Annotated in this window: 31 protein-coding genes and 1 riboswitch; of the genes, 7 read left to right on the top strand and 24 right to left on the bottom strand. The window is 65.1% G+C overall.

Annotated elements, in window-relative coordinates; all coding sequences use genetic code 11:
• Positions 1 to 72 precede the first annotated feature (72 nt).
• The 6 genes from BRSPCE3_RS13190 to BRSPCE3_RS13165 all read right to left on the bottom strand — a co-directional run bounded on the left by BRSPCE3_RS13190 (position 73) and on the right by BRSPCE3_RS13165 (position 3,371).
• On the bottom strand, positions 73 to 465 hold the full coding sequence (locus BRSPCE3_RS13190) for a hypothetical protein (protein WP_244066248.1): 393 nt from the start codon (positions 463 to 465) through the stop codon (positions 73 to 75).
• Between the two features lie 352 nt (positions 466 to 817).
• Positions 818 to 991 carry a hypothetical protein gene (locus tag BRSPCE3_RS13185; RefSeq protein WP_244066247.1) on the bottom strand — a complete coding sequence of 58 codons (174 nt, stop codon included), beginning with the start codon at positions 989 to 991 and terminating at the stop codon, positions 818 to 820.
• Positions 992 to 1,126: 135 nt separating this feature from the next.
• On the bottom strand, positions 1,127 to 1,309 hold the full coding sequence (locus tag BRSPCE3_RS13180; protein WP_244066246.1) for a hypothetical protein: 183 nt from the start codon (positions 1,307 to 1,309) through the stop codon (positions 1,127 to 1,129).
• 82 nt (positions 1,310 to 1,391) lie between these two features.
• Entirely contained in the window at positions 1,392 to 2,318 is a 927-nt protein-coding gene (locus BRSPCE3_RS13175; protein WP_244066245.1) for a DMT family transporter, read from the bottom strand.
• A gap of 73 nt (positions 2,319 to 2,391) precedes the next feature.
• A complete protein-coding gene (locus BRSPCE3_RS13170) occupies positions 2,392 to 3,072 on the bottom strand; it encodes a transglutaminase family protein (protein WP_244066244.1) in 681 nt (226 codons plus the stop codon).
• A gap of 77 nt (positions 3,073 to 3,149) precedes the next feature.
• Positions 3,150 to 3,371: a hypothetical protein gene (locus tag BRSPCE3_RS13165; RefSeq protein WP_097673775.1), complete on the bottom strand. Its 222-nt coding sequence runs from the start codon at positions 3,369 to 3,371 to the stop codon at positions 3,150 to 3,152.
• A gap of 191 nt (positions 3,372 to 3,562) precedes the next feature.
• Between BRSPCE3_RS13165 and BRSPCE3_RS13160 the strand changes: the two genes are divergently transcribed.
• Complete coding sequence (locus BRSPCE3_RS13160) at positions 3,563 to 3,817, top strand: hypothetical protein (RefSeq protein ID WP_244066243.1); 255 nt, start codon at positions 3,563 to 3,565, stop codon at positions 3,815 to 3,817.
• 118 nt (positions 3,818 to 3,935) lie between these two features.
• Here the strand turns inward: BRSPCE3_RS13160 and crcB are convergent, their stop codons facing one another.
• The 3 genes from crcB to BRSPCE3_RS13145 form a co-directional block, all read right to left on the bottom strand.
• Positions 3,936 to 4,322, bottom strand: a complete 387-nt coding sequence (gene crcB / locus BRSPCE3_RS13155; protein ID WP_244066242.1) for a fluoride efflux transporter CrcB — start codon at positions 4,320 to 4,322, stop codon at positions 3,936 to 3,938.
• The gene (locus BRSPCE3_RS13150; protein ID WP_244066241.1) at positions 4,319 to 4,492 is read right to left on the bottom strand and encodes a hypothetical protein; all 174 of its coding nucleotides are present in this window, start codon (positions 4,490 to 4,492) and stop codon (positions 4,319 to 4,321) included. The genes crcB and BRSPCE3_RS13150 overlap by 4 nt, the downstream gene beginning before the upstream one ends.
• Before the next feature lie 70 nt (positions 4,493 to 4,562).
• Positions 4,563 to 4,623: riboswitch (Fluoride riboswitch) on the bottom strand.
• A 60-nt stretch (positions 4,624 to 4,683) separates the two neighbouring features.
• Positions 4,684 to 4,878, bottom strand: a complete 195-nt coding sequence (locus tag BRSPCE3_RS13145) for a hypothetical protein (RefSeq protein WP_244066239.1) — start codon at positions 4,876 to 4,878, stop codon at positions 4,684 to 4,686.
• Positions 4,879 to 5,203: 325 nt separating this feature from the next.
• On the opposite strand from BRSPCE3_RS13145, the gene BRSPCE3_RS13140 reads away from it, so the two are divergent.
• Positions 5,204 to 5,446 carry a hypothetical protein gene (locus BRSPCE3_RS13140; protein WP_029077723.1) on the top strand — a complete coding sequence of 81 codons (243 nt, stop codon included), beginning with the start codon at positions 5,204 to 5,206 and terminating at the stop codon, positions 5,444 to 5,446.
• A 25-nt stretch (positions 5,447 to 5,471) separates the two neighbouring features.
• On the opposite strand, the gene BRSPCE3_RS13135 is transcribed toward BRSPCE3_RS13140, so the two are convergent.
• The 3 genes from BRSPCE3_RS13135 to BRSPCE3_RS13125 all read right to left on the bottom strand — a co-directional run bounded on the left by BRSPCE3_RS13135 (position 5,472) and on the right by BRSPCE3_RS13125 (position 7,342).
• Positions 5,472 to 5,612, bottom strand: coding sequence for a hypothetical protein (locus tag BRSPCE3_RS13135; RefSeq protein WP_244066237.1), 141 nt, complete (start codon positions 5,610 to 5,612; stop codon positions 5,472 to 5,474).
• 59 nt (positions 5,613 to 5,671) lie between these two features.
• Positions 5,672 to 6,553, bottom strand: a complete 882-nt coding sequence (locus tag BRSPCE3_RS13130) for a DMT family transporter (RefSeq protein ID WP_244066236.1) — start codon at positions 6,551 to 6,553, stop codon at positions 5,672 to 5,674.
• Between the two features lie 63 nt (positions 6,554 to 6,616).
• On the bottom strand, positions 6,617 to 7,342 hold the full coding sequence (locus BRSPCE3_RS13125; RefSeq protein WP_244066234.1) for a TetR/AcrR family transcriptional regulator: 726 nt from the start codon (positions 7,340 to 7,342) through the stop codon (positions 6,617 to 6,619).
• A 155-nt stretch (positions 7,343 to 7,497) separates the two neighbouring features.
• On the opposite strand from BRSPCE3_RS13125, the gene BRSPCE3_RS13120 reads away from it, so the two are divergent.
• Positions 7,498 to 8,709, top strand: a complete 1,212-nt coding sequence (locus BRSPCE3_RS13120) for a cytochrome P450 (RefSeq protein ID WP_244066232.1) — start codon at positions 7,498 to 7,500, stop codon at positions 8,707 to 8,709.
• Positions 8,710 to 8,734: 25 nt separating this feature from the next.
• Here the strand turns inward: BRSPCE3_RS13120 and BRSPCE3_RS13115 are convergent, their stop codons facing one another.
• The 3 genes from BRSPCE3_RS13115 to BRSPCE3_RS13105 all read right to left on the bottom strand — a co-directional run bounded on the left by BRSPCE3_RS13115 (position 8,735) and on the right by BRSPCE3_RS13105 (position 13,822).
• Positions 8,735 to 9,064 (bottom strand): response regulator, encoded by a 330-nt coding sequence (locus BRSPCE3_RS13115; protein ID WP_244066231.1) that lies wholly within the window; start codon positions 9,062 to 9,064, stop codon positions 8,735 to 8,737.
• 7 nt (positions 9,065 to 9,071) lie between these two features.
• Entirely contained in the window at positions 9,072 to 12,830 is a 3,759-nt protein-coding gene (locus BRSPCE3_RS13110; RefSeq protein WP_244066229.1) for an ATP-binding protein, read from the bottom strand.
• Between the two features lie 179 nt (positions 12,831 to 13,009).
• A complete protein-coding gene (locus BRSPCE3_RS13105) occupies positions 13,010 to 13,822 on the bottom strand; it encodes a response regulator (RefSeq protein ID WP_050405410.1) in 813 nt (270 codons plus the stop codon).
• 284 nt (positions 13,823 to 14,106) lie between these two features.
• Here BRSPCE3_RS13105 and BRSPCE3_RS13100 point away from each other — a divergent pair, with 284 nt between their 5' ends.
• Positions 14,107 to 14,310: a NepR family anti-sigma factor gene (locus BRSPCE3_RS13100; RefSeq protein WP_018269610.1), complete on the top strand. Its 204-nt coding sequence runs from the start codon at positions 14,107 to 14,109 to the stop codon at positions 14,308 to 14,310.
• Positions 14,310 to 14,858 carry a sigma-70 family RNA polymerase sigma factor gene (locus BRSPCE3_RS13095; protein WP_016847265.1) on the top strand — a complete coding sequence of 183 codons (549 nt, stop codon included), beginning with the start codon at positions 14,310 to 14,312 and terminating at the stop codon, positions 14,856 to 14,858. The genes BRSPCE3_RS13100 and BRSPCE3_RS13095 overlap by 1 nt, the downstream gene beginning before the upstream one ends.
• 155 nt (positions 14,859 to 15,013) lie before the next feature.
• Here the strand turns inward: BRSPCE3_RS13095 and BRSPCE3_RS13090 are convergent, their stop codons facing one another.
• Positions 15,014 to 17,926 carry an EAL domain-containing protein gene (locus tag BRSPCE3_RS13090; protein ID WP_244066227.1) on the bottom strand — a complete coding sequence of 971 codons (2,913 nt, stop codon included), beginning with the start codon at positions 17,924 to 17,926 and terminating at the stop codon, positions 15,014 to 15,016.
• 218 nt (positions 17,927 to 18,144) lie between these two features.
• On the opposite strand from BRSPCE3_RS13090, the gene BRSPCE3_RS13085 reads away from it, so the two are divergent.
• Positions 18,145 to 18,510: a methylamine utilization protein gene (locus BRSPCE3_RS13085; protein ID WP_244066226.1), complete on the top strand. Its 366-nt coding sequence runs from the start codon at positions 18,145 to 18,147 to the stop codon at positions 18,508 to 18,510.
• Positions 18,511 to 18,519: 9 nt separating this feature from the next.
• Here BRSPCE3_RS13085 and BRSPCE3_RS13080 read toward each other — a convergent pair whose 3' ends face one another.
• Positions 18,520 to 19,503 carry a hypothetical protein gene (locus tag BRSPCE3_RS13080; protein ID WP_244066225.1) on the bottom strand — a complete coding sequence of 328 codons (984 nt, stop codon included), beginning with the start codon at positions 19,501 to 19,503 and terminating at the stop codon, positions 18,520 to 18,522.
• A 311-nt stretch (positions 19,504 to 19,814) separates the two neighbouring features.
• On the opposite strand from BRSPCE3_RS13080, the gene BRSPCE3_RS13075 reads away from it, so the two are divergent.
• Complete coding sequence (locus BRSPCE3_RS13075; RefSeq protein ID WP_244066224.1) at positions 19,815 to 19,976, top strand: hypothetical protein; 162 nt, start codon at positions 19,815 to 19,817, stop codon at positions 19,974 to 19,976.
• 28 nt (positions 19,977 to 20,004) lie between these two features.
• Here BRSPCE3_RS13075 and BRSPCE3_RS13070 read toward each other — a convergent pair whose 3' ends face one another.
• The 7 genes from BRSPCE3_RS13070 to BRSPCE3_RS13040 all read right to left on the bottom strand — a co-directional run bounded on the left by BRSPCE3_RS13070 (position 20,005) and on the right by BRSPCE3_RS13040 (position 26,065).
• A complete protein-coding gene (locus tag BRSPCE3_RS13070) occupies positions 20,005 to 21,057 on the bottom strand; it encodes a cytochrome-c peroxidase (RefSeq protein WP_244066223.1) in 1,053 nt (350 codons plus the stop codon).
• 187 nt (positions 21,058 to 21,244) lie between these two features.
• Positions 21,245 to 22,906 carry an HWE histidine kinase domain-containing protein gene (locus tag BRSPCE3_RS13065; RefSeq protein WP_244066222.1) on the bottom strand — a complete coding sequence of 554 codons (1,662 nt, stop codon included), beginning with the start codon at positions 22,904 to 22,906 and terminating at the stop codon, positions 21,245 to 21,247.
• Between the two features lie 371 nt (positions 22,907 to 23,277).
• Entirely contained in the window at positions 23,278 to 23,916 is a 639-nt protein-coding gene (gene ureG / locus BRSPCE3_RS13060; RefSeq protein WP_244066221.1) for an urease accessory protein UreG, read from the bottom strand.
• A 177-nt stretch (positions 23,917 to 24,093) separates the two neighbouring features.
• Complete coding sequence (locus tag BRSPCE3_RS13055) at positions 24,094 to 24,831, bottom strand: urease accessory protein UreF (protein WP_244066220.1); 738 nt, start codon at positions 24,829 to 24,831, stop codon at positions 24,094 to 24,096.
• Positions 24,812 to 25,432 carry an urease accessory protein UreE gene (ureE, locus tag BRSPCE3_RS13050; protein WP_244066219.1) on the bottom strand — a complete coding sequence of 207 codons (621 nt, stop codon included), beginning with the start codon at positions 25,430 to 25,432 and terminating at the stop codon, positions 24,812 to 24,814. Before ureE ends, BRSPCE3_RS13055 begins: the two co-directional genes overlap by 20 nt.
• 8 nt (positions 25,433 to 25,440) lie before the next feature.
• The gene (locus BRSPCE3_RS13045; protein ID WP_244066218.1) at positions 25,441 to 25,740 is read right to left on the bottom strand and encodes a putative quinol monooxygenase; all 300 of its coding nucleotides are present in this window, start codon (positions 25,738 to 25,740) and stop codon (positions 25,441 to 25,443) included.
• 25 nt (positions 25,741 to 25,765) lie between these two features.
• The gene (locus tag BRSPCE3_RS13040) at positions 25,766 to 26,065 is read right to left on the bottom strand and encodes a putative quinol monooxygenase (RefSeq protein ID WP_016847277.1); all 300 of its coding nucleotides are present in this window, start codon (positions 26,063 to 26,065) and stop codon (positions 25,766 to 25,768) included.
• Positions 26,066 to 26,092: the final 27 nt, after the last annotated feature.

Genomic DNA, 26,092 nt, shown 5'->3' with positions numbered 1-26,092 from the left:
TCGCCCGGTCCATGTGCGCAATTGCGCACAGGCCGGGCGATGACAGCGTTTGCTTGGTGAAAGTGCGCCTGCTCAGGTCACGCAGCGGCCGGGTTGCAGCAGCTTGGCGACTTCGGTCAGGACGCTGACCACGGGCTCGCAGGCCACCTTGCGGGTTTCGCCGGGGCGCGCCCGGGCGGGCGATGCGGGATGATTGCGGGCCTCTTCCCGCGCCACGGGAACCCGAACCAGGACCGAGGTCTCGGGAAGCTGATCGAGCTTCAGCGCGACGGTCCGGCTCGGCAGGCCGGTCGCGGCCACCGCGGCGCGATCGGTCTTGGCGGCGCGATTGACGGCGCTCTCCGGCGCCAATGCGGTGGTGACCTGCTGACCGCCAATGAGATCGTGACCGGATGCCAGCTGGACCGCGCCCAGCGTCAATCCGAGCGCCAGCGCAGCGAAAATTCCCTTTTGAATCTTTGACATGGTGATGTCCCTCGCCCCATGGAAATTCCCGTTGGCGATCACGGACACAACGCGAGCGAAACCTGTGGAGTTCTCGCGTCCGGCCATCACTTAACCGTGTACGAAATTATTTTCACGCGCACGGAACGAGTCCGGGGGTCTGCGAGTCATTGCAACAGCCGGTTATTCCCCCTGCCCCATTGACCGGCGACGTAGGGCGCGACCGTGGTGATGCCGGTCGCGCCCTGCTCTTTTTCGGCGGTCGTTTTGGGGTTGCCGCGACCGATGCGTCAGCCGGCCTGTCACTCACCCGTCGCAATCAAAGCAAGACACGCAAGCAGCGGTCCTCCCGCAGGCGAGCGAACACTCTGCTTCAGCCATTGTCGTTCGATGGCATGTCCTGGGATCGAACAACCGTCACCTCACGGCATGACGGGCAACGGCCGACGTGAAACTTGATCCCGGTGGTCTGGTCGTCGACGAGCATCAACTCGCTCAACGGCTCGCCGCATTTGCAGGTGACTGTTTTCTGATCGGCAAAATACATCTGACGTCCTCCATAAGCCTGGAGATTTCATCTCGTCATCGGGGCGAGCCCGCTTGCGCCGCGCTCGCCCCGTTAGCTTCCGCTCCTCTCGGTCTGTCAGATCCGGGCCAGCCGGATGGGCTTTGCTCCAGGTGCTTATTTCGAAGCGGATCGCGCCTTGCGTGACTCCGCGGCTTCGCGCGCCTGCCGCTCGGCCTTGAGGCGCCGGAAATTGTCGTAGAACGCCTTCTCGTGGGCGAGGTGCTCCTTCATCGCCTGCGACGCGTCTTGCTGACGCTGTTCGTTGCGGAGCTTGCGCTGCTGGGGAGTAAGATTCATACGACCTCCAACTAACTTCTTGAATCAACGCTGGATTCAACGCACGAGGCCGGAAAAGGTTGCACCTGGGAAGGAACCGGATCTATTTGCGCAGGCTCGCCCAGACGCCGCCGAGGATCAAAAGGCCGCCGACCAGGTGGATCAGCTTCGGCGGCTCGCCGAGGATGATCCAGGACAACAGCGCGCTCGCGATCGGCGCGACGTAAAGCACCAGCGACGTCCGCACCGAGCCGAATCGGGCGCCGAGCCAGGCAAAACCGGCATAGGCCAGCAGGCCCGGGACGATGCCGGCGAAGACATAGGCCTCGAACGCCCTGGTGTTGAACACCGCAGCCGGCGTCGCCCACATTTCCTGCAGCGCCGGCGGCAGCGAGAACAGCGCGCCGGCCGCCGAGAACAGGCTGACCCGCGCCAGCAGCGAGGCGCCGGGCGCGACCCGGGACTGCACCAGCGTGTAGCCGGACCAGCCGAGCATCGCGCACACCACCAGCAGATCACCCCAGGCCGCACTGGATTGCGTCAGGGTTTCCAGATGGCCGCCGGAGACGATCAGGAGCGCGCCGGCGAGTGCCAGCGCGGTGCCGAGCCATTGCAGCGGACCGATATGCTCGATGCCGAGCGCGGCCGAGATCAACAGCACCATGATCGGCGACAGCGCGAAGATCAGCGCGATGTGGATCGCGGTGGTGGTGATGCCCGCGATGTAGACCGGGCCGCCGCACAGGAACATGCCGAGAAAACCCGCGGCGAGGATCGGCCAGAAATTCCGCGCCAGCGGGATCTTGCCGTCCCTGACAGCCGCGATCGCGAACGGCGCGAGGCCAATGGCGATGATGCTCCAGCGGAAGAAGGCCAGCGAGAACGGCGGCACCGAGCCGGCAAGGCCGCGCGCCAGCACCTGGTTGGAGGCCTGGCCGACCGCGACCAGGATGAACCCGGTCAGCGCGACCGCGTCCTCCCAGCCCGGCGCCGGCCGGCCGACCTGAGCCTTCGGCGGCTCCGCATCCATGACACCCCCTCGGCCGGCGCGCAATTGACCAGGACGGCTCGCGTCGGCGCCGCCCCCCTTCTCAGGCTGCGCGCTACTGCTCCGCTGCCTCCCGCTCCATGTCGCGGCCGGACATGTCCTCGCCCTGCATGTTGGCGTATTCGCGCGCCATCTCGCGCATCAGGAATTTGGCGGGGACGTCGTGATAGGAGCCGTGGTCGTTGACATACTGCATGTAGGCGCGCCCCGCGCCGTCGAAGGGATGCAGCAGCGCATCGGAATGGCCGTCGAAATCGAGCGGCTTGACCCCGAGCTTGGCGCACAGCGTGTCGTTGAAGGTCGGGGTCGCCTTGCGCCAGGCACCGTCGACGAACACTTCGGTGAAGCCGTGCCAGGTGAACAGGTCCGAGCCCATGCTCTGGCGCAGCTTCTCGGTGGTGAGATGGTTGCGGACGTCGGCGAAGCCGACCCGTGCCGGGATGCCGTGGACCCGGCAGGCAGCCGCATAGAGCGCTGCCTTGCCGACGCAGTAGCCGTTGCCGGCGGCCAGCACGCTGGAGGCCCGGTAGCTCTCCGCCGAGCGCATGCTGACATAGGGGTTGTAGCGGATGCCGTCGCGCACCGCGGTGTAGAGCCGGCTCGCGATGTCGCGCGCGCCGGCGCCGGGTGGGACGGCGCCGCGGGCGAACGCCTCGACCGCGGGATGGTCGCTGTCGACATATTCGCCGGGGTCGGTGTAGAGGCGGCTGATCGTATCGGGGAGATGCTCGGTCATGGCCCAAGCTTAACAAGCCATCCGCGCAGTTCAATGCAGCAGGTGCGGCCTTCCCGCAGCCCTGCCGCCCGCCCCCTTCAGTTCTCGAAGTGTTCGTCGAGCCGCGGCGGCGGATAGCTGCGCCGCTTGGCCTTGAAATATTCGCGCGCGAAATGGATGCCGATCCCGATCAGGAACGGCGGGGCGAGCGCGGCAGCGATCATCAGCGCGGTAATCGACTTCGGCGTCAGGATGTCCAGCACCATCGACGCCAGCAGCCACAGCGTGGCAGCAATCACCGCGACGTCGACATGCTTCATCCCTCGCTCTTTCCCTGGATCCCTGATCGCCATCCGGGTTCCATCCTACCGGCTGGCCCCGCATGCGCCAAGGATTCCGGGCGGCAGACGATACCTCCACGCCTTCACTTTTTCGCACTTTTTTGGAGCGCGGCTTTTTGGAACGGCGCGCGCGCGGGCCACGTTGGTCCGGACCGAATGCGGAGGCAGCAATGGGCAATTCCAGCGACATCCACAACGGCGTCGACCATCCGGCCAGCCGAAACGGCGTCAATGACCCGGTCGGCGGGGTCGACGTCAAGCGGACCTTCGACGACAACCAGACCGCGCACGAACGCGCGCAATGGGCTGCCGATGTGCGCGCCGATGCCTCGCCGAAGCCCGGCGAGGCGTTCCTGCCCGAAGCGCTGCGGCGGCGGCCGACCTCGCCGATCAATCCGCGCACTGGCCGCCATCCCACCGATTAGCGTGGGGTGCGCCTATCGACCCGTCATCCCCTCAGCGTCGTCCTGGCGAAAGCCAGGACGACGCTGAATGCATTCACATTCTCTCAGGATGACGGAAACGGGCGCGTGTCGTTGAACATTAGGCCGCGAACGCCCGCACCAGCAGCAGGCCGCCGAACAGCGCCAGGATCGAAAGCACGACGGAGGCGGCGATATAGGCGCCGGCCGACCACAGCTCGCCCCGCTGCATCAGCACGATGGCATCGAGCGAGAAGGTCGAGAAGGTGGTGAAGCCGCCGCAGATGCCGACGGTGAGAAACACCCGCACGGCCTGGCTGACGTTCCAGCTCAGCGCGAAGGACTCCGCGAACACGCCGATCAGGAACGAGCCGACGATATTGATCACCAGCGTGCCCCAGGGAAATTCGGCGCCGACCAGGCGCCCGGCGCCGATCGCCACCAGATAGCGCGCGACCGATCCCAGCGAGCCGCCGATCGCGACCGCCGCCAACAACTGAACGTTCAATGCTTCACCCTTCCGCCTCGCCACTCGGCGATGCCTGTCACGAGCCCAACCACAAAGGTCGCGGCGACCAGCTCGCCCGGCGCGTCGACCAGCAGGGCGACCACACCGACGAGCCAGATCGACCCGACCAGCGACAATGCGATTGAGAGTGACCCGGGAAGACCCGTCATGCTCTGCCCCTTCTCGTTCGCGGGGCACACAGCGGATCGGCGGTGGCGCATGCTCCTACCGACGCTGTCGCGCCCGGTAGGAGTCATCAGCCTTGCGGCGGTTATCGGGGGACTCCATCCCCATCAACGCGGGAATGGTAGGCGAGCGGCGCGGCGGGAGCAAGTGGTGTCCCGCCGCGCCGGTGTTGTCGTCACTCGTGCATCGACAGCATCGCGTTCAGCTCGACCGCGGTCCGCAGCTGCTCGATCCGCGCGGCGATCTGTTCACGCTTGGCGCCGCGCGGCAGTTCCTCGAGCTGGCTCTCGAGCCGTACCCGGTGTTCCTCGAGGCGCTGCTCGAAGGTGTGGGGCTCAGATCGCTTCCGCTTCCGAATCATCCTCTCCATCACTCATCCTTGGCGGTTGCAGACCGGGACTATTGGCCCAGCGGTCCAGTTGATCGATGACCTGTGCATGGCTCGGACGCCGCGGCGTTGGGGCTTCCGGCTCCTCGGATAATTTTCGGGGCAGCTTGACGTGGTTGGTCATGGCATCACATCACTCCCGTCAGACAACGGGGAGGTCGGCGGATCGTTCCCCAAATTTCTATCTAACATATTGATTTTATTTGATTAATCTACTCAATCGGCGTTTTTATCTGAGTCTGTGGAACCCAACGCAACTTGGTTTGTTGAGGAAATTACTCAACTAACTAATTCTGGGCGGTTTGCGATGAATGAGCTTCGCGCTGAACGTCTTCAAGTCATGTTGTCTCCCGAGGAATTGGCTGCCCTCGACGATTTCCGATTCAAGCACCGGATGCCGACCCGCGCCGCGGCGGTTCGCGAGTTGCTCAAGCTCGGCCTGGCCGGCAACGGCATCGACGGAGGCGCCGGGGTGAAGTCGAGCGAGTATGGGGTGTTCAACCGGGGGCCCGATGGGCACACCCAAGGGGACGCGCCGCAAGAGGAGTAGCGCGCATTGGCGCTGATGTGGCGGCTCAGCCGCCGACGACGAGGTCCACGACCGCCTTCAGGGTGCAGACCACGAGCGCCGACGTGAACATCGCCGTGCCGAGATCCGCGAGATAAAGCAATTGCGCCTTCTGCTCGGCATCGAGCCGCGCGATCGCCTTGCGCATGACCAAGCTCCCTTTTGGGGAGAACGTGTCTTGCGAAGGTCCGTTCCTGCGGCCGCCGCTCAGCCCCGCTGCAGCGCCAGCGTCACGCCGCCGAGCGTCAGCGCCATGGCGCCGATCTCGCGCAGCCCCACGGGCTCGCCGAGGATGATCGCGGCCGAGACCACGCCGATCACCGGCACCAGCAGCATCCCCGTTGATGCCGATGTCGGCGGCAGGCGGCGCAGCGTCTCGAACCAGGTGAGATAGCAGATCCCCATCGGCATCAGCGTCATGTAGGCGAAGCAGGCAAGGCCGTACGGCGTGATCGCGGCATAGTTCGGATGCTCGAACAGGATGCCGAGCAGCAGCATCACGAGACAGCCGATGCCGACCTGCCAGGCGACCACCGCGAGCGGCGGCATCGGCAGCGGCTTGCGATTCAGCACGTTGCCGAGCGCGAACAGGATGGCGCAGGCGAGCGCCAGCGCGATGCCGGTGAGCTTGTCGGCGCTGAACGCAAAGCCGCCTCCGCCAAGCAGCAGCGCGACGCCGGCGACGCCGAGCGCCAGCGCCGCAAGGTCGCGCAATGTCGGTCGGCTGTGCAGCACCGGCCAGGCGAACAGCATCGCCCAGATCGGCATCGTGTAGGCGAGCAGCGCGCCCTCGCCGACCGTGACGAATTTCATCGCGATGGTGCCGAAACCCATCCAGGCGAAGACATTGGTGAAGGAGGCGAACAGCAGCCGCGGGATAGCTTCGCGCGGAACGGCAAGCGATTGCCCGCGGGCCAGCGCGAGGCTGCCCAGGATCACCGCGGCGCAGGTGCCGGCAAGGCCGCGGGCGAACAGCGGTGGCCATTGCTGCAGCAACAGCTTCATCAGCGGCCAGTTCAGGGCCCAGCCGAACGCCGTCACCACCAGGCAGAGAAAGCCGATCGTTCGATCGCGTTGCGTCGGTTCCATCGGCCGCGCTTAGCAGGCGGCGGCGCGCGATTCCACAGCGCGGCGTGCATGCCGCATCGCCTGTCAGGCAAAGGTCCCGATCGTGATCCTTGGCCAACTCTCGCTTTTCCGTGCGACGGCAAGCCTGCCGGTCCAGGCATCGATCAGGCTTGCGATCAAGAGGCGCCCGGTGCCGCGCATGTCGGGCAGCTTCATGGTCGGCGTGCCGAGCGTCAGCGCGACCACGCCATGGGTTGCCGCAAGCAGCGCGGTCGCCAGCCGCTGCGGCAGGCCCGGCGCTGGCTGGGCGCCATGCGCCGCGAGATATTCCCGCACCGAGATCACGAACAGCTCGTAGCTGCGGCGCGCGATCTCGGTCTCGCCGAAATAGACGCCGTCGGGAAACCGCCGGTCCTCGACCGTGCCCGACATCGAGAACAGCGAACGGAAGTGATCGGGGTTGTCGGCCCAGTAATCGAGATAGGTCTCCATAACGCGCCGCAGCCGCTGCTCGCTGTCGGCGGTCTGGGCGCGGACCCGTTCGAGCCGCTCGGCAACCGCCTCGAGATTCTGCTGCTTCACGGCGAGCAGCAGCAACAGCTTGGTCGGGTAGTATTTGAGGACGGTGCCCTTGGAGTAGCCGATCGCGTCGGCGATCTTCTGGATCGAGACGGTCTCGAGCGTGCCGGCGGCGAACTCCTTGCGCGCGGTCGCGAGGATCAGCGCCTTCAGCGCCTCCTTGTCGGCGTCCTGGCGCGCCCTGCGCTGAAAGCGCCGCGCCCCCTTGCTGGCCCGCTCCTCGATCGACATTGCCGTCCCTTGGCCGTCTCCTGACCGTCTCTTGGCCGTCTCTTGGCCGTCTCCTAGAGCCTTTTCCGTTCCGATGGAATCGCAACGGGGCGCCCTTGCCATACATCAGTTAATTGACTATGGTCAATTAACTGATCACAAGACGGGAGGATGCCATGAGCGCGCATGCGAGCCCCCTTGCCGGCGACATTGTCCGCAGCGATTTCGATCCGTTCAGCCCGGCGACGCGGGCCGATCCCTACGGCACCTATGCGGAGCTGCGCGCCGCGGCGCCGGTGGTTCGCCTGACCAGATACGACATCTGGGCGGTGCCGCGCTTTGCCGAGGTCAAGGCGATCTTCGGCGACCATGTCAATTTCAGCAACGCCGGCGGCGCCGGCCTCGCCAACCACTTCAAGGAAAAGCCATGGCGGCCGCCGAGCATCGTGCTCGAAGCCGATCCGCCGCTGCACACGCGGACCCGCGCGGTGCTGGCGCGGATCCTCTCGCCCGGCGCGATGCGGCGGCTCGCGGATGATTTCAAGGCGAAGGCCGCAACGCTGGTCGATGGACTGGTCGCGCGCGGCTCGTTCGACGCGATCAGGGACATCGCGGAGGTGTTTCCAGTCAGCGTGTTTCCCGACGCGCTCGGCATCGACCAGGAGGGCCGCGAGAACTTCCTGACCTATGGCGCGATGGTGTTCGCGGGCTTCGGGCCCGAGAACGACTATTTCCGCGATCTGATGCGAGAGGCGCCGCGCGTGTTGCCGTGGGTCGCGGCGCGCTGCCAGCGCGATGCGCTGCGCCCGGGCAGCTTCGGCGCGCAGGTCTATGAAGCGGCCGACGCCGGCGAGATCAGCGCGGAGGAAGCGCCATTGCTGGTGCGCTCGCTGCTCTCGGCCGGGCTCGACACCACGATCAGCGCGATCGGCATGGCGCTGTACACGCTCGCGCGCCATCCCGAGCAATGGTCGCTGCTCGCCGCCGATCCGTCGCTGTCGCGCGCCGCGTTCGACGAGACGCTGCGGTTCGACTCACCGGCGCCGTTCGTGTTCCGCACCACGCCGCATGACACCGAGATCGCCGGCATCGGGATCGGCAAGCATGAGAAGGTGCTGCTGCTGCTTGCTTCCGCCAACCGCGACGAGACGCGGTGGGAACGTGCCGACCGGTTCGACGTCAGGCGACGGCTGTCCGGCCACATGGGCTTCGGCGTCGGCATCCACGGCTGTGTCGGCCAGATGGTGGCGCGGCTGGAGGCCGAGGCCGTGATCGCAGCGCTCGCGGCCCGCGTGAAGCAGTTCGAGATCGCAGGCCCCACGGCGTTCCGCGACAGCTCGGGCCTGCGGGCGCTCAGCACGATGCCGGTCCGAGTCACACGGAAATAGATTCGAGCAAGCGCCGGACCACCCGCTAGATCCCGTCCAGGACCTCGCGCACCTTGGTCGCCAATTCGTCGATCGAAAACGGCTTCGGCAGCAGATTGGTGCCGGGGTCGAGGATGCCGTTGTGGACGATGGCATTGCGGGTGTAGCCGGTGGTGTAGAGCCCCTTGAGGCCCGGGATGCGCTCGCGCGCCCGTACCGCGAGATCGTGCCCCGACATGCTGGGCATCACCACATCGGTGAACAGCAACGCCACCGAAAGCCCGCCGTCGAGGAGCTGCAGGGCTTCGAGGGGATTGGCAGCACTGACCACGGTGTAGCCGAGTTCCCGGAGTGCCTCGACGGAAACGCCCCGCACACGATCCTCATCCTCGACCACCAGGCACCTCGTTGTTGTGGCCGCGATACGAGGCGATCGGCGCACGCCTGACAAGGTCCGGGCCTGCTTCGCCGCGGTACCGCGGCAGATAGATCTTGACGGTCGTACCGACCCCGATTTCCGAGTAGATCTTCACATGGCCACCAGACTGGCGCACGAAGCCATAGACCTGGCTGAGGCCGAGGCCAGTTCCCTTGCCGACCCCCTTGGTGGTGAAGAAGGGATCGAACGCCTTGGCAATGACCCCTTCGGTCATCCCGCTGCCGTTGTCCGCCACGGCGATCATGACGTACTGGCCGGGCGGAATCGAATATGCCTTCGCCGCGATCTCGTCGACATAGCTGTTGGCGGTTTCGAGCGTGAGCTTGCCGCCGCCCGGCATCGCATCGCGGGCGTTGACGCAGAGATTGAGGATGGCGTTTTCGAGCTGGCCGGAATCGGCGCGAACTCGCCACAGGCCGGCCGCCAGCACGGTTTCAAGACCGATGGTCTCGCCAAGCGTGCGCGCCAGCAACTCGGCCATGCCTGATATCATCTTGTTGCCGTCAAGCGTGACCGGCGCGAGCGGCTGCTGACGCGAGAAGGCAAGCAGGCGCTGGGTGAGGCCCGCGGCGCGCTGCGCGCCATCGACGGCGGCCTCGACGAAACGCTCGACATCGGTTTCGCCCTTCGCAAGCTTGCGCTGGATCAGATTGAGGCCGGCGATGATCACCGCCAGCATGTTGTTGAAGTCGTGAGCGATGCCGCCGGTCAACTGGCCGACGGCCTCCATCTTCTGGATCTGTCGCAGTTGCTCCTCGGCCTTGGTCCGCTCCTGGACCTCTTCCACAACCCGCTGCTCCAGGGTCGTGTTGAGGGCTTGCAGCGCGGCTTCGGCGCGGCGCCGCTCGGCGACCTCACGTTCGGCGGCCTGGAATAGCCGCGCGGTGTCGATCGCTGTCGCCGCTTGCGCGGCGATACCGGCGATCAGCTGCTCCGCACGATCGCCGAAGACGCCCGGCTCGGGATGACCGAAGAACAGGCCACCCAGCACTTCGCCGGAGCGCGACACGACGGGCGCCGCGAGATAGCTGCGCACCGGCAGATGCCCTTTCGGCATCCCGTAATGCGGATCGTTCTTGCCGTAGCGGGGATCTTTCAGGATATCGTCGGACCGCACGATCGCCTCGCCATTGAAGGTCGGCGCGAACACCGCCGTGTTGCGCGGCATCGGGTATCGCGAGAACGCCTCGCGCGGCGCACCAGACAGGGCATAGAGCATGTAGCTCTCGCCCCTGTCGTTGATCACATTATAAAAGAACGAACCGAAGGATGCGCCGGTCAACTCGGTCGCCGCATCGGTGACGATCTGAACCGCACGATCCAGATTGAGCTCGCCCGCAACCGCACTGCCGACCTTGTTCAAGAGCTCGAGGACGTGCGCCTCCTCTTCAAGCCGCACGGCGCGCTCCGACCGGGAGGTAGACAGTTCAAGGTTGGCGGCGACGCGCGCCAGCAGCTCCCTCGCGCTGAACGGCTTGACGAGATAATCGTCGGCGCCGATCTGCAGGCCCTCGACCTTCGCCTCCTCACCTGCGCGTGCCGACAGGAAGATGACCGGCAGGCCTTTCAGATCCCGGTCGGAGCGCAGCGCATTGAGGAGGCTGATGCCATCAAGGCGCGGCATCATGATGTCGCTCAGTACGAGGTCGGGCCGCTGCCGCCAGGCCGCCTCCAGCGCGGCCTGCCCATCTTCGACCGCCTCGACATCGTAGAGCGGGGCGAGCAGGCGGCGCACATATTCGCGCATGTCGGAATTGTCGTCGGCGAGCAGGATGCGTTGCCGCCGTCCGGCAACCGCAGGCGCTGCAAAACCGAGATCCTCCGATGACGAGGGATCGGGTCGGTCGTCGGGGCCACCGCCGTGCAGCCATCCCATTGCCTCATCGAGATAGGCCTGTGCACGAAGACTGCTCGATGCGGCCGCGTTGCCCGCACTGATCTGCTCGGCCGGAAGATGCTCCGTTCCGAACGGCAACACGATAATGAAGCTGGTCCCGCGATCGATCTCGCTGTCGACGCGGATCTGCCCGCCATGCTGCTTCACCAGTTCGCGTACCAGCGCAAGGCCGATACCGCTTCCCTCGAAGGAGCGGCCGCGCGCGCCCTCGACGCGCTGAAACCGGTCGAATATGTGCGGCAGCGCTGGCGCCGGAATGCCGGTCCCCGTGTCACCCACGACGATCTCGGCCGCAGCACCGTCCGGCGAGGCCTTGATGGAGACCGCAATCTCTCCATCGAATGTGAACTTGAATGCGTTCGAGAGCAAATTGAGGACGATCTTCTCCCACATGTCGCGGTCGACATAGACGGGCTCCGGGAGTGGCTCGGTCTCGATCACAAGACCCAAACCGGCCTTTTCGACAGTCGAACGAAAACTCGACGCGAGGTCGGACGTCAGCGCCACAAGGTCGACCGGCTCGTATGTGGCGGAACTTCGACCCGCCTCGATACGCGCGAAATCCAGCAGCGTGTTGACCAGCTTCAGCAGGCGCTGACCGTTGCGATGTGCGATGTCGAGCAGCGAACGCTGCTCTTGCGGCAGATGACCGTCCGCCCTGGATATCAGTTCCTCGAGCGGGCTCAGCATCAATGTGAGCGGCGTGCGGAATTCGTGGCTGACATTGGAGAAGAAGGTGGTCTTGGCGCGATCGATCTCGGCCAGCGCCTCGGCGCGGCGGCGTTCATCCTCATAGGCCTGGGCATTGTTGATTGCGGCGGCGATCTGCGCCGATACCAACCCGAGGAAGCTGATGTAGCGTTCGTCGTAGAGCCGGAATGGATTGAGGCCTGCGATCAGAAAGCCGGCGATCGCATCACCGGCAGCAAGCACCGGAAGGACAACAGCCTGGTCCGGCGCCTGGCGCCAGCCGCCGGATGGAAAATCAAGACCGAACAGAGTTTTCAGGTCATGCACCAGCACGCCGTCACGGCCCGCCTGGGCCTCGGCGATCGGCCACGCTTCGCTGCCGTCGAGCGCCAGCTGCGGCTTCACTCCGATATGATGCCGATCAATGCCGCTGGTCGCAGCGAGCCGCGCAACCTGCTCCTGCGGATCGATCAGATAGATCATCGCAAAGGGCAGATCCTGAGGATCGGTCGCCAGCGCCGCGGCGCTGCGCTCGCAAGCCCCGCCGACGCTTCGCGCCTCGGCGGCGCGGCTGGCAAGCTCGCGCAGGAGCGAGAGCTGCCGTTCGCTGATGACGCGCTGCGTATCGTCGGTGTTGGCGCAGAAGATTCCGGCGGGCAGACCGTCGGCATCGGGAATCGGGCTGTAGGAGAACGTGTAGTAGGTCTCTTCGGGGAAGCCGTTGCGCTCCATGATCAGCAATTGGGCCTCGACATAGGTCCCCTCGCTCCCGCTCATCGCCTTGGTGAGGAGCGGTGCAATGTCATCCCAGATCTCGCGCCACACCACGCGGGTCGGCTCGCCGAGCGCGCGCGGATGCTTGCCGCCGATGATCGATTTGTAGGGATCGTTGTAGAGGAACGTCAGATCGTCGCCCCAGCCGATCCAGATCGGCTGTTGCGACGTCAGCATGATGCGAACCGCCGTCTTCAGGCTGTCAGGCCACCGTTCAGGTGGTCCGATCGACGTGGCAGCCCAGTCAAAATCCTTGCTGAGCGCGGCAAGTTCGCTGTTGCCGATGAAAAGTCGTTCGGTGGTCTCGCCACGCAATGTCGCCGGAGTTTGCAATCTCGACACAACGGCTCCCGCCAAGCCTGAACAATCAAAGGCAAACTCGCACCGATAGTTCCGGTTCCTACGCGTGCGAGCCTCTCCGCTTGCGTCGCATCGACCTCCTCAAAAAAAACCGGCTCAAAAAAAGCCGGCGTACCTTTCGGTACGCCGGCTTGCACTTTGCCCTGTTGCGTAAACTCAGATCATGCCGACGCGGCGCGCGGCGTGCGGTTGCGCGAATTGCGCTGGAAGAACAGCGCCTGGCTCGCCACCGCCGACACCATCGCCGGCTGGAACGGCTTCGAGATCAGGAACGCCGGCTCCGGCCGCTCGCCGGTCAGGAAGCGCTCCGGATAGGCGGTGATGAACACCACCGGCACCTCGAAGGTGCGCAGCAGCTCGTTCACTGCATCGAGGCCGGACGAGCCGTCGGCGAGCTGGATGTCGGCGAGGATCAGGCCGGGCTTCTTGTTCTTGGCGAGCGCCACCGCATCGGAATGCGTGCGCGCAACGCCGATGACGTTGTGGCCGAGATTCTTCACCAGGCTCTCGAGGTCCATCGCGATGAAGGTCTCGTCCTCGATGATCAGGACATCGGTGGCGATCTCGGCGGCCATCTCGCGGCCGGCGGCATCGGTCAGCTTGCGCGTCTCGGCGACATCGGTGCCGAGAATGTAGCCGACCTCCTCCTCCGAAAAGCCTTCCAGCGACAGCAGCAGGAAGGCCTGGCGCGGCAGCGGCGTGATGTTGGAGAGCCGGCGCTCCGGCGGCAGCGAGAGCGTCGCCACGTCTTCATTGTCGTTGTTGTTCACCGACACCGAATTCCAGATCTGGGTGAACAGCCGAAACAGCCCGGCGCGCGGACCGTGCGTCTGATCCAGCAATGAGCCGTCCTGCAACAGGGCCTCGAGCATGGCCCCGACATAGGCGTCCCCCGACGCCTGGTTTCCGGTCAGTGCGCGAGCGTAACGACGCAACAGCGGAAGGTGTTCGGCAACGATCTGCGATCGGGACATTCCCACTCCATCCTTGTTCGTGAGGCCTTTCGGCCTGAAACCCGTGTCTGGGGACGACAGAATCCGGTTTAGAGAATCCAGTTTCCGGGGCGCCCCCGGTTCCCCTGCATGCCCGACTACGCGCGAAAGCCGGAAAAGTTCCACGAAATAGTTCCAGCCTTCCGGAACTTTATGCGCAACTTTGCATTAGCTCCTGACCGACGAGGCAACGCGGCCAGCCTCTTTTTTCGAGGAAACATCTTGGAAATCAGAGACTTAACTCCCGGGGAAGCGTGGATCACATCATGAAGGAAGTAAAGAAGCAGGGCGGTCTCAACGCCGAGATTCAATCGAGGATCGGCCATCAGCTGCGCGCCATGTACGACGACGTGGTGCGGCAGGGGGTGCCCGACCGCTTTGCGGAGCTGATCCGCAAACTCGACGGGCCCGAGGCCGCCGCGGCGGCCGTGGCCGGGGGCGATACCGACAAGAACAATGGAGGGGACTAATGCCTCTCACGAATGAACTTCGCGACGATATCCTTGCGTCGGTCCCGAGCCTGCGCGCGTTCGCGATCTCGCTGTCCGGTAATGGTGACCGCGCCGACGATCTGGTGCAGGAGACCCTGCTGCGCGCGATCGCCAATATCGACTCGTTCCAACCCGGCTCGAACTTGCCCGCGTGGTTGTTCACGATCCTGCGCAACCTGTTTCGTTCCGACTACCGGAAGCGTCGGCGCGAGGTCGAGGACGCCGAGGGCAACTATGCCAAGACGCTGAAGAGCCAGCCGTCGCAGGCGGCGCATCTGGAGTTCGAGGAATTCCGCGCTGCGCTCGAAAAGCTGCCGCAGGACCAGCGCGAGGCGCTGATCCTGGTCGGTGCCTCCGGCTTCTCCTACGAGGATGCCGCGGCGATCTGCGGCTGCGCGGTCGGCACCATCAAGAGCCGCGTCAACCGCGCGCGATCGAAGCTCTCCGCGCTGCTCTATGTCGACAGCGCCGAGGATTTCGGCCCGGACAACACCGTGCGCGCCGTGATCGGCGGCAATGGCGGCTGAGCACGGCAAACCTGGAATGCGAAAAGGCGGCCCGATCGGGCCGCCTTTTTGATGGGGAAGAGCAGATCACGTCCGCGCGACCGCCAGACGCGATAGAGCGTTTTGGAGCGAAGCGGGCACCGGTCCGCGTGAAGAAAACGCGTCAAGACGAAAGGCTAGCCCGCCATCGCCTGCTTGACGGCGGGCGGCTTGAAGCCGTTCCTCAATTCGAGGATCTTGCCCGCGATCTCGGTCACCGGGACCGGGTGACTGAACAGGAAGCCCTGGGCCTCGTTGCAGCCTTCGGCCCGCATGTGATCCAGCTGCTCGACGGTCTCGATGCCCTCCGCGATCGTGGTCATGCCGAGGCTGCGGCCGAGGCTGATGACGGCGCGGACGATCGATTTCGATCCATGCGTCGCGGTGGCGTCGCGCACGAAGGACTTGTCGATCTTGAGCTTGTCGAACGGGAAACTGCGCAGATAGCTCAGCGAGGAATAGCCGGTACCGAAATCGTCCAGCGCAACGCGCAGCCCCAGCGCCTTCAACTTGTGCAGCGTTGCCAGCGTCTCGCTGCTGTTGGCGAGGAAAACGGATTCGGTGATCTCGAGCTCCAGCCGGCGCGGCGACAATTTTGACGCCGCGAGCGCATTGACCACGACGTCGATGAAGTCGGCGTCGCGAAACTGGACCGCGGAAACGTTGACTGCGAGCTTCATCTCGCTGGGCCAGGTGACTGCCTGCTCGCAGGCTCGATTGAGCACCCATTCCCCAAGCGGAATGATGAGCCCGATTTCTTCGGCAATCGGGATGAACTGGTCGGGCGGCACCATGCCTCGTTTCGGATGATGCCAGCGCAGCAGCGCCTCGAAGCCGCAGATGCGGTCGAGATTGAGATCGTAGAGCGGCTGGTAGTACAGCGAGAACTCGTCCTTGGCCATCGCCTCGCGAAGATCGAGCTCGATCGCGCGGCGCCGCTGCAGGCTGGCGTCCATCGCAGGCTCGAAGAAGCGCCAGGTGCCGCGGCCTTCCATCTTGGCGCGGTACAGCGCGACGTCGGCGTTCTTCAGGAGCTTCTCGCCGGTGGTGCCGTCGCCCGGCGACATCGAGATGCCGACGCTGCACCCGACCACGACGCGATGCCCGTTCAGCTCGTACGGGGCGCCGACGCATTCCACGATGCGGCGGGCGAGGCGTTCGGCCTCGTCGCCGGCCTGCACGCCGCACTGGATGACGGCGAACTCGTCACCGCCCAGACGCGCGACGGTATCGATCTCGCGGACGCAGGCGTTGAGCCGGTCCGCGACCGCGCACAGCAGTTCGTCGCCGACCGGATGCCCGAGCGTGTCGTTGACCTGCTTGAAATTGTCGAGGTCGAGGCAGAACACCGCAAAGCCCGATCCGCGGCCAACCTGGGCGACCGCCAGCTCGATCCGCTCCGCGAGCAGCGTCCGGTTCGGCAGCTTGGTCAAGGCGTCGTGCCGGGCCATGAACGCGATCTGCGACTCGGCGCGCTGCTGTTCGGTGACGTCCTCGCAGGTCACGAGCCAGCCGCCGTCGGTCGTCGGCCGCTGCGCGATGGCAATGATCCGCCCATCGCTGAGATGCTGCAGATAAGTGCCGCCCTCGTTCAACGCCATCGACCGCTCGCGCTCCGCCAGCAGGTCGGCGACGGTCCGCTCGCCGTGATTGCCGGCGGCAACGCTCAGCCCGAGCACGTCTTCCATGGTCATGCCGGGAACCACGAGCTCCGGCGAGATATCGAATATCTCGCAGAACCGGCGGTTGGCGACCTGCAGCCGCGCCTCGCTGTTGTAGAGGCACAGACCTTGCGACATATGCGTGAGCGCCGCATCGAGCCGCAGATTGGTTTCGTGCAGCTCGGCCTTCTGCTGCTTCAGCGCGGAGATGTCGCTGTAGACCAGGACGACACCGCCCTCCTGCGTCTCGCTGCGGCTGACGCGCAGCCAGCGGCCGTCCGAAAGCTGCGCCTCGCTCGCGAAGCCGTCGATGTCGCCGTCGGCCGGCGCCAGGCTCGGGGCGCCGAGCCGATCCGACTGCAGCAGCTGCGGCGAGAGCCGGATGAATTCGCTGGCGCGCGAGTTGGCCAGCGCGATCTGGCCGTCCGCATCGAGCAGCACGACGCCTTCGCGCGACGTTTCAAGCGCATCGGACAGCCGCGCCTGCGCGGAGCGGCGCTGCGATACCTCCTGATCGACCATCCGCCTGATGTTGTCGCGCATGGTTTCCATGGCGGTCAACAGCGTGCCGAGCTCGTCGGTGCCGCCCTTGGGCACGGTCGCGTCGAGATCGCCACCGGCGATGCTGCGCGCGGCCCGCGATGCGATGGCGACGGGTCCGATGATGCGGCGCGCCAATAGCCACGAGAACAGCGCCGACAGGAACAGCGCGACGGTCAGCCCGGCCACGTTGAGCTGCAGATCCCGCTTGATCGTCGAGAGCGCCTTCTGCCTGAACAGGAAGCCGTCGCCGGCCGTGTAGTTGACCAGCAGCTCGACCTGCTGGCTGACGATCTTGGAGTAGCGATCGACGTCGCCGACCGTGGCGCCCGGTGCCTGCGGATCAGCCGCGGCGCCTCCCTCCAGCGGCGATCCGACGGCGCGGCGGTGCAGCGCCATCCAGGCGTCGGCGGCTTCCTGCACCTTGGCGGCGGCCTGCGCGGCCCGCGACGACTGCGACCGGTCGGCTGCGATCGTCAGATCCTCCGAGAGCGTCTTCGCGAGCTTCTCGATCTGGCTATCCAAATTGGCGCGGATCTCCGGATCCGTGGTCAGCAGGCGCTGCGACGAGGCGACCCGCATCGAGGCGAAGTCGGCGCCGGCCGCGCGGGCGTAGTTGATCGACATCAGGGATTCGTCGAACGTCTTCGCCACCAGATCGCCGGCATGGCGGATGCCAAGGATGGAGTATCCGCCGAGCGCAACCGCGACTGCGCTCATCGCAAGGCAAAAAATCAGAATCTGGGTGCGGATCGAACCCTTGGTCAGGGCAAGACGCGACAGGCGGCCGGTTGCAAACCGGATGGCTGCACCGCTCTTCGCCCTGAGGTTGCCTAATAGGCTTTCCATACCCGCGTTTCGCCGTAGTGCTCGATGTTCAAGCCACGCAGAAACGCGCAGCGCTGCGGAAAAATGACTGTCTGCTCAAAATTGCATTAGTAGTGACTGGAACTGATGCTGAAATCGTTAAGATCAGCTGGCGATAATCATCGTTACAGGTAATCCGGGAGGCACGATCTGCCCCCGGGGTAGCCGATGTCGGGTGTCGAGGTTCAAGCGGGGGTCTCATGCAGTCAGGCTTGTTGCGCGGCTTGCGCCTGGGCCGGTTCGGACGCGTGCCATTTGCCGCGGCGATTGTTACGGGAGCGCTTGCCGGAGCCGCCCTGGGTGCCGGTCCCTACGTGATTTCGCAAAAGGATCGTGAATTCAAGCCCGCGGAGATCTCGATCAAGCGCGGCGAGGTTTTACGATTCATTAACGATGACGGCGAGCTGCTGCATCACGCTTATTTGAGCAGCGATACCTTCAGTTTCGACTCGGGCGACCAGCAGCCGGGCAGCAAGTTCGACGTCGCCTTTACGGCCCCCGGCGACTACACCGTGCTGTGCGGCATTCATCCGAAGATGAAGCTTGCCGTCCACGTCGCCAAATAGCGCGACGATCTACAGGATCGTCGTCTTGAACAGCGCGGCGTGGCCGAAATAGTAGACGAACAACGTCACCGACAGCGCGGCGCAGAGCGCGACCGGCGCCAGCCACGGCGCGCGGCGATCGCGCGGCAACACCTTGTTGTCGGCGACGATCGCGAGCAGCACGGCGATGATCGCCGAGTGTCCGATCGTGTCGATCTTGCCGAACTCGAAGCAGGCGCTGATGAACATCCCGGTCAGCACCGCGGCGGCGCAGCGCCGGATCAGTGGAGTCCAGATCAAGGCAAAGGCGAGCGTGAATTCGACCATGCCGGCGGCGCGCATATAGAACTCGTTGTCGAAGCCGAGCGTCATCGAGGCATGCTCGATCAGGAGCGGGAAGCTCCATTCCGGATAGGCCCATTTTTCGATCGAGGCCCACATCAGCGTCACCGCCGCGGCGTAGCGCATCACGTCGATCGGCCGGATTCCGAACAGATCCTTGTTCAGCCCGATAAGCGCAAAATAGGCGGCAACGCCGAGGAAAATCGGGTAGTCGGCGAGATGGAAGACACCGTAGCCGCGGACGCCGATGCCGAACAGGATCGCCATCCCCACCGCCGACAGCGGCAGCGTACGCCGCGACAGCATGCCGGCGGCGATCGCAAGCTGCAACGCGCCGACCAGCGGCGAGGTCGTCTTCAACTCGGGCGTCAGCAGGATGCCGCCCACCGCCCAGATCGAGATGAAGAAGAACGCGGCCACGGCGCGCATCATCGTCTCGGTGTGCAGCCGTAGCCCCTCGGTGATGCGGTCCAGCACGCGAATGGTCGCATCGCCGAGCGACGTCGGCTCGATCAGGCTGCCCGCAAACAGCCAGAACACGGCGATACCGAGCAGCAGCTCAAAGTCGAGGCAAAGCACATTCTCGAGTCCGCGCGGCTGCCCGGCGACATCGTAGGCGCAGAACCATTTGACATGTGCCTCGGCACTGCGCGCGGCCACAACGCAAAACAACACCGCCGCAAGGCACGTGGCGAAAAAGGAGCGCACAGCCGAACCGGCATCTCGCCCCTGCCAACTAAACATTGAACCAACCGCCCACACACACTTAAGGACTTGTTTAACTTATATCAAATTTTACGCTTTGCGCCCGCCTGCGACAGCTCTCGGTTGCATTGTGGTTAATCGTGATCGGGCGGGCCCCAGCCTGCGTCCCGATGCAGTCTTTCGAGCTGGTTCCATCGAATTTTAGCTAATTCCGGCACGGGAGCTCAATTCAACTGTCGTAGTGAAACCCGGACAAATCGGATCGGGAGGCCGGTTAAATGTTCGGAGCGTTGAGCGTCGTGAGTATCGGGGTGGGGTCGGCCCTCGCCTACGTGACCAAATCGTCGGCGTCGCGCACAGCGGCCCTCGAAACCTGCGCCGGCGCGTTCCTGCTGGTCGGACTTGGCCTGTTGGGCGCCGCGCTGCCCCACCTCGCCTGACGAGCCCTGTCCCGGGCAACCTCGCGCCTCAGCGCGGCAATTTGGGAATCCCCGCCACCGGCGGAGCCGTGGCAGTCAGGGTTTGCAGGAAGGCGATCAGGTCCTTCTTGTCGTCCGTCGTCAGCGACAATGGCCTGATGTCCGGCGACCGGCTCGGCCGCTCGATCCCACCCCTGTTGTAGAGTTCGATGACATCTTCCAGCGTTGCGACCGATCCGTCGTGCATGTAAGGCGCGCGGCGCGCGACGTCGCGCAATGTCGGGGTCTTGAACGCGTATTTCAGCTTCGCCGACGTCGGGAAGAAGCGGCCGCGCCCGATGTCGTGGCCCTTGGCGGTGCCGATATCCTGGAACGAGCCGTCGGAAAACGACGGGCCGCTGTGACAGGACGAGCAGCGCCCCTTGCCGTTGAACAGCTCAAAGCCCTGCTTGGCGGACGCGCTGATCGCACTCTCGTCGCCCTTGATCCAGCGGTCGAACGGCGCCTCGCCCGCGACGATGGAGCGCTCGAAGGTCGCCAGCGACTGCTCGATCCGCGGCCGCGTGATCGCGCCGTCGCCGAAGGCATGGTTAAACGCATCGACATAGCCCGGGATCGCGGCAAGGCGCGCGATCAATTCCGGCTCGGTCATGTTCAGGTTCATCGGGCTCAGGATCGGCCCGAACGCGACGGATTCCAGATCCTTGAACTTGCCGTCCCATCCCAGCGGCTCGAAGAAGGCCACGTCGATCAGCGTCGGCGAACGGATCGGCAGGCCTTTCGGATCCTCGCCGATGGCGCGCGGCAGGCCGTCGGCCCAGGACAGGCTCGGCTTGTGGCAGCTCGCGCAGGAGTGCGTCTTCGACCGCGACAGCAGCGGATCGAAGAACAGCATCCGGCCGAGCGCGGATTTCGCCTCGGAATAGGGATTGGTGCTCGGGAACGGAACCACATCCGGACGGCGATAGCTGGCACGAATTGTCGCAGGGTCCTTGGCAGGCTCCTGGGCATTGTCCTTGGGCGCCGCCGCCGGGGTCAGGGCAAGCGACAGCCCTACGGGCAAAACTGCCGCGAGCAAGGTCAGGCTGACCCAAAGCCTCATCGGGGTCCTCAGACGGTATCCTGCTCGGTATATGCCGAAGCATGTTCAACGAAGCATTAACAATCGGTTGCGGTCTATTACGGAGACCGGCCGCCGGTCACGGATGACACCGGAGCCGCTTCCCAAAAGCCTGATTTCGATCAATCCGCGCAGCGACGGAGCCACACAACCTGTGGCGGCGCTGCGGCTATTTCTTCACCGGACGGAGCGGCGCCGAGAACTGCTCGGTGCGGTCGCGCTCGGTCATGTCGACCACGGTGTCCATCGGCGCGGTCAGCTCATAGACATAGGAGACGTCGGTGAAGTAGCGCTTTGCGGTGCCGCCGAGTGCCTCGGGCGCGACGCGGTCGAGCAGGATCAGGCCGAAATCGCTGTCGGCGCGACGCGTCGCCTGGCTGGTGTTGAATTCCTCCCAGCGGAAGTGGAAGACCCCGTCGGCATCCTCGCCCGTGACCTCCCAGTTGGCGACGATGTGCGGATGCTTGCCGACCAGCGACAGCCCTTCGTCGGAGTGCGAGGCGAGCTCGAAGAACAGCAATGACAGCGATTGCGCGGCGCGCGCGCTGACCGTGATGTCGGGTCCGTTCACCGCGATCCGGTCGGCGTGCGGGATCGCGCGCGACTCGAACAGGCCCTTCAGCTTGACGCCCTGCCACTGGCTCTCGCTGAGCAGCGTGACGACGTTCGACATCGCGTGGATGCGCCCGATCAACAGTTCGCGCGCGACGTCGATATCGGCGCCATGCCGCAGCGTGCGGGTCACGATCGACTGGATCACCGCGAGGATGTTCTTGACCCGATGGTTGAGCTCGTCGATCACGGCGGTCAGCCGCCGCTCGAAACCGATCCGGACCTCGATCTCGCGGCTGAGCCGCAAATTGTTGTAGGCGACGTAGCCGAACAGGCCGCAGACAATGCCGGTCAGCGCGAGGCCGATCGCCGCGACGATGGTCGCGGTCTGCTGCGCACGCACCGTGGCGTTGCTCTTGGCGTAATAATCCAGCGACCAGTCACGGCCGCCGAACGTCACCGTGCGCACCATCGACGGCGACGGGCCGTCCTGGCGCACCGCGCGCGAGGTGACGATGCCCTGCTCGTTGGCGGTGAACTCGTCGTTGGAATCGCGCGGATCCTTCAGCGCCACCGCGAACAGCGAGGAATCGTCGTTGGTCAGCATCAGCGACGAAAGCTCGTAGGAAAAGGTGATGAAGCCGGCCGGCTCGGAGGCGCCCTCCTGGAACACCGGCGCGGCGAGCACGACGCCGACCGGGCCGTTCTGCCGCAGCAGCGGCACCGGGTCCGAGGCCACGGGCTTGGCACTCTCCATCGCCTTGGCCAGCATCGGGCCGACCACCGAGTGGCGATCGAAGGCGCGGCCCGGGATGCTCAGGGTCTCCGGATTGCGCGGCTCGACGTCCATCAGCACGTTGATCGGCTTGTCGAGCGCCTTGAGGTCGAGCGCCTGGTCGTCGAAATCGCGGATCGAGGGGTTGGTGAAGCCGGTGGCCTTCAGCTCGGCCTCGGCCGCGGTCAGCTCGTTCGGCTTCAGCCGCGCGATCCAGGCGGCGACGACGAAGTCGGTCTTGAAGGCGTAGATCGCCGAGCGCAGCGGCTGCAGCATGTTGGCCTTCACCATCGACGGCGTCCGGAACAGACCCGAGGCCACCCGCGCCAGCAACTCGCGCTCGGTCAGGCGGTCCTGCACCAGGCTGGCATGGACGTCGATCGCCCGCGCCAGCGCGATACCGTCGATCGCGAGCTCCTGATCGTGCACCCGATAGGCGGCAAGACCGGAGAGCAGAACTCCGATCAGCGCAATCAATGCAACGATGAAGCCCAGTCGAACCACACGCTTACTCGGCAATCAGGGGGTGGCGAAAGGGGACGGTCGGCATCTGGCTTCTGCGGGAGCGGCGACAAATCAGGGTGCGATGAACGCCAGCCGCAATGGAATATGGAATAGCGATCATCGGTACGCAACAGGAGCCGGTCGGCAACATTAACGACGACGCCACCCGGCGGTCTTTGGCGGCGCCAAAGGTTGCTAATCGTCAAAGTTGGAATTTGTTCCGGCGATTGCGCAGCTTTTTTGCGGCGGGCGCGGGTCAGCCAATGGACCACCCCGTGATCTGAGATGCGAGCCTTGCGGCGCAATTGCGCCGCAAAGCTCGCTCCTCGGGATGACGGAATAAGCATTCGCCCCGCCACAATGATTAACGCCTAACCCGCCTTGCCTGAACCCTGCGGCCGCAGGCCGCCCTTGGTCTCGATGAAGCTGATGATGCGGTCGAGGCCGTCGCTCTTCTTCAGATTGGTCATCACGAACGGCCGCTCGCCGCGCATCCGCCTGGCGTCGGTATCCATCTTCTCGAGCGAGGCACCGACATGGGGCGCGAGGTCGATCTTGTTGATCACCAAGAGGTCGGACCGCGTGATGCCGGGGCCGCCCTTGGAGGGGATCTTGTCGCCGGCGGCGACGTCGATGACGTAGATCGTGAGGTCAGCCAATTCCGGCGAGAAGGTCGCGGCCAGATTGTCGCCGCCGGATTCGATCAGCACCAAATCGAGGTCGGGGAATTTCGCCCGCATGTCGGCGACCGCGGCGAGGTTCATCGAGGCGTCCTCGCGGATCGCGGTGTGCGGGCAGCCGCCGGTCTCGACACCCGCGATGCGGTCGGCCGTCAGCGAGCCGGAGCGCACCAGAAATTCGGCATCCCATTTGGTGTAGATGTCGTTGGTGATCGCGGCGATGTCGTAGCGCTCACGCATCGACTTGCAGAGCAGATCCATCAGCGCGGTCTTGCCGGAGCCGACCGGACCGCCGACCCCGACGCGCAGCGGGCCATGAGAAGTGGGCATGTCAGATGCTCCTTCCTAGTCGTCCCGGCGAAGGCCGGGACCCATAACCACCGAATTGAATTGTTGCGCGAAGCTGAGGCCACAGCATTGAACAATCACAGAAGCCTGTGGTTATGGGTCCCGGCCTTCGCCGGGACGACGGCTGAGGATGCGGACGTATCGTCGCTTGATTGCGCCTCATGACCTAAACAACCTCGTATATTGCGTCTCGTGACGCAGGCTGGCGAGATCGGCCCGAAACGTCGCGCTGCCGAGATCGTCGAGCGAGGCCGCAATGGCCCGCGCTGCGGTCGCGGTGACGACCGGCTCGAGATCGGCCAGCACGCGTTGGCTGTCGGTCTGCCCGAGCGGGATCAGCCGGCTGCCGGCGGAAATCCAGTTGGAGACCACGGCATGCAGGAAGGCATGCAGCGAGGGTGCCAGCCGGATGCCATGCGCAGCGCTGACCACGCCGACCGCGACCGGGTAGACGATCGGCCCGTCGCAGGCCGCGACCCTGGCGTCGAGGCCGGGCGAATTCCAAACGGCACGGGCGATCTCGATGAAGGCGCGCCCCTGCGTCGTGGTCTCGAGCTGCCGCTCGCGCGAGGGCACGAAGGCGGCCGCGAGTTCGGCGATCGCCTTCAGCCCGGCCGGATCAGGCTCGGACGCCGCGCGAAAACTCTGCGCGAGAAACACGGCGTCGCAAAACCCGCTGCCGTCGGCGAGCATCGCCGCGAGCCAGCTGCGCAGCGTCGCGGCATCGGTGATGTCGCCGGCCTCCACCGCCCACTCGATGCCGCTGGAATAGGCGAACGCGCCGACCGGAAACGACGGCGACAGCCACGTCATCAGCCGGTACAGCGCGGCTGCCTCGTCCTCCGCCATCCCGCCGCGCAACGCGGCGGGATCAGGCTCATTTGTGGTCATGAGCATGGGAGTGGTCGTGGTGATGATGGGCATGATCGCAATGCTCATCATGATGGTGGTCGTGGGCATCATGGTGATGCCCGTGATCGTGGTGGTGACCATGATCATGCGCATGGCTGTGGGCATGATCATGGCCGGCATCAGCGTGCGCGTGCGCGTGCGCCTCGGCATGCGCATGCTCGGCATAGGCGCCGCCTTCGGGATCGAACGGGGCTTCGATCTCGATGACGCGGGCTCCCAGTCCCGTCACCATCGCCTCGATCACGTGGTCCCTGCGGATGCGCAGGCCCTTCGGCATGATCTGCGTCGGCAGATGGCGGTTGCCGAGATGCCAGGCGACCCGGATCAGATGATGCGGATCGCTGCCGCGGATTTCCGCGAGCGGCTCGGGGGCTGCGACCACCTCGACGAGGCGGCCGTCCTCCAGCACCAGCGCATCGCCGCCGCGCAAGGCGACCGCGTTCTCGAGATCGAGCAGGAATTCGAGCCCGCGCGTCCCGGTCATCGCCATCCGCCGCCGGTGCCGGTCGTCGAAATCGAGCACGACGGTATCGGCTGCGGCTTCCGTCCAGCGATGCTGTCCCAGGACCTTGGTTGCGCGGATCATCGAATGCCTCAGAGCTTCTGAACCTTGCCGTCGCTGATGATCTCGATCACCGTCGGCCCGGTCTTCATGTCGGCGGAATATTCGCGCCACACCTTCATATGCGGCGCCTTGCTGTGCGCGGTGAGATCGTCGCGGGTTTCCCAGCGCTCGACCACGACGTACAGATTGGGATCGTTGACGCTGACATGGCCCTCGTAGGAGAGGCAGCCCTTCTCCTTGTGGGTCTCGGCGATGCACGCCTTGTGCCCCTTGATGAAGTCGTCCTTGTTTTCCGGCTTCATCGGCGTGGTGGCGATCACATAGATCATGCTGGCTCTCCCGTTCTTGTTTTTATTAGCGGACGTCGACCTTCTCGGGCGTGATCACCTCGATCTTCGGGGGCGCGGCCATGCACTTCACCGCGACCCGGCCGAACGTCTTCATGTGCTCGGCGGTGCGATGCGGCACCAGCGCGTCGGCGTTTTCCCACTGCTCGACGAACACCATCTTGCTGTGGTCGGTGACGCTCTCGTGCAGATCGTAGGCGATGTTGCCGGGCTCCTTGCGGGTTTCCTTGATGCAGGCGGTTGCCGCAGCGATGAATTCGGCGCGGGTCTCGGGCTTGATGGTCAGCGTGGCAACGACGTAAATCACGGAAATTCCTCCCGGTTTTCTGTTTTG

It is taken from the genome of Bradyrhizobium sp. Ce-3, from assembly GCF_022835695.1.
GTDB lineage: Bacteria > Pseudomonadota > Alphaproteobacteria > Rhizobiales > Xanthobacteraceae > Bradyrhizobium.
This window is presented reverse-complemented; position numbering and strand designations above follow the sequence as displayed.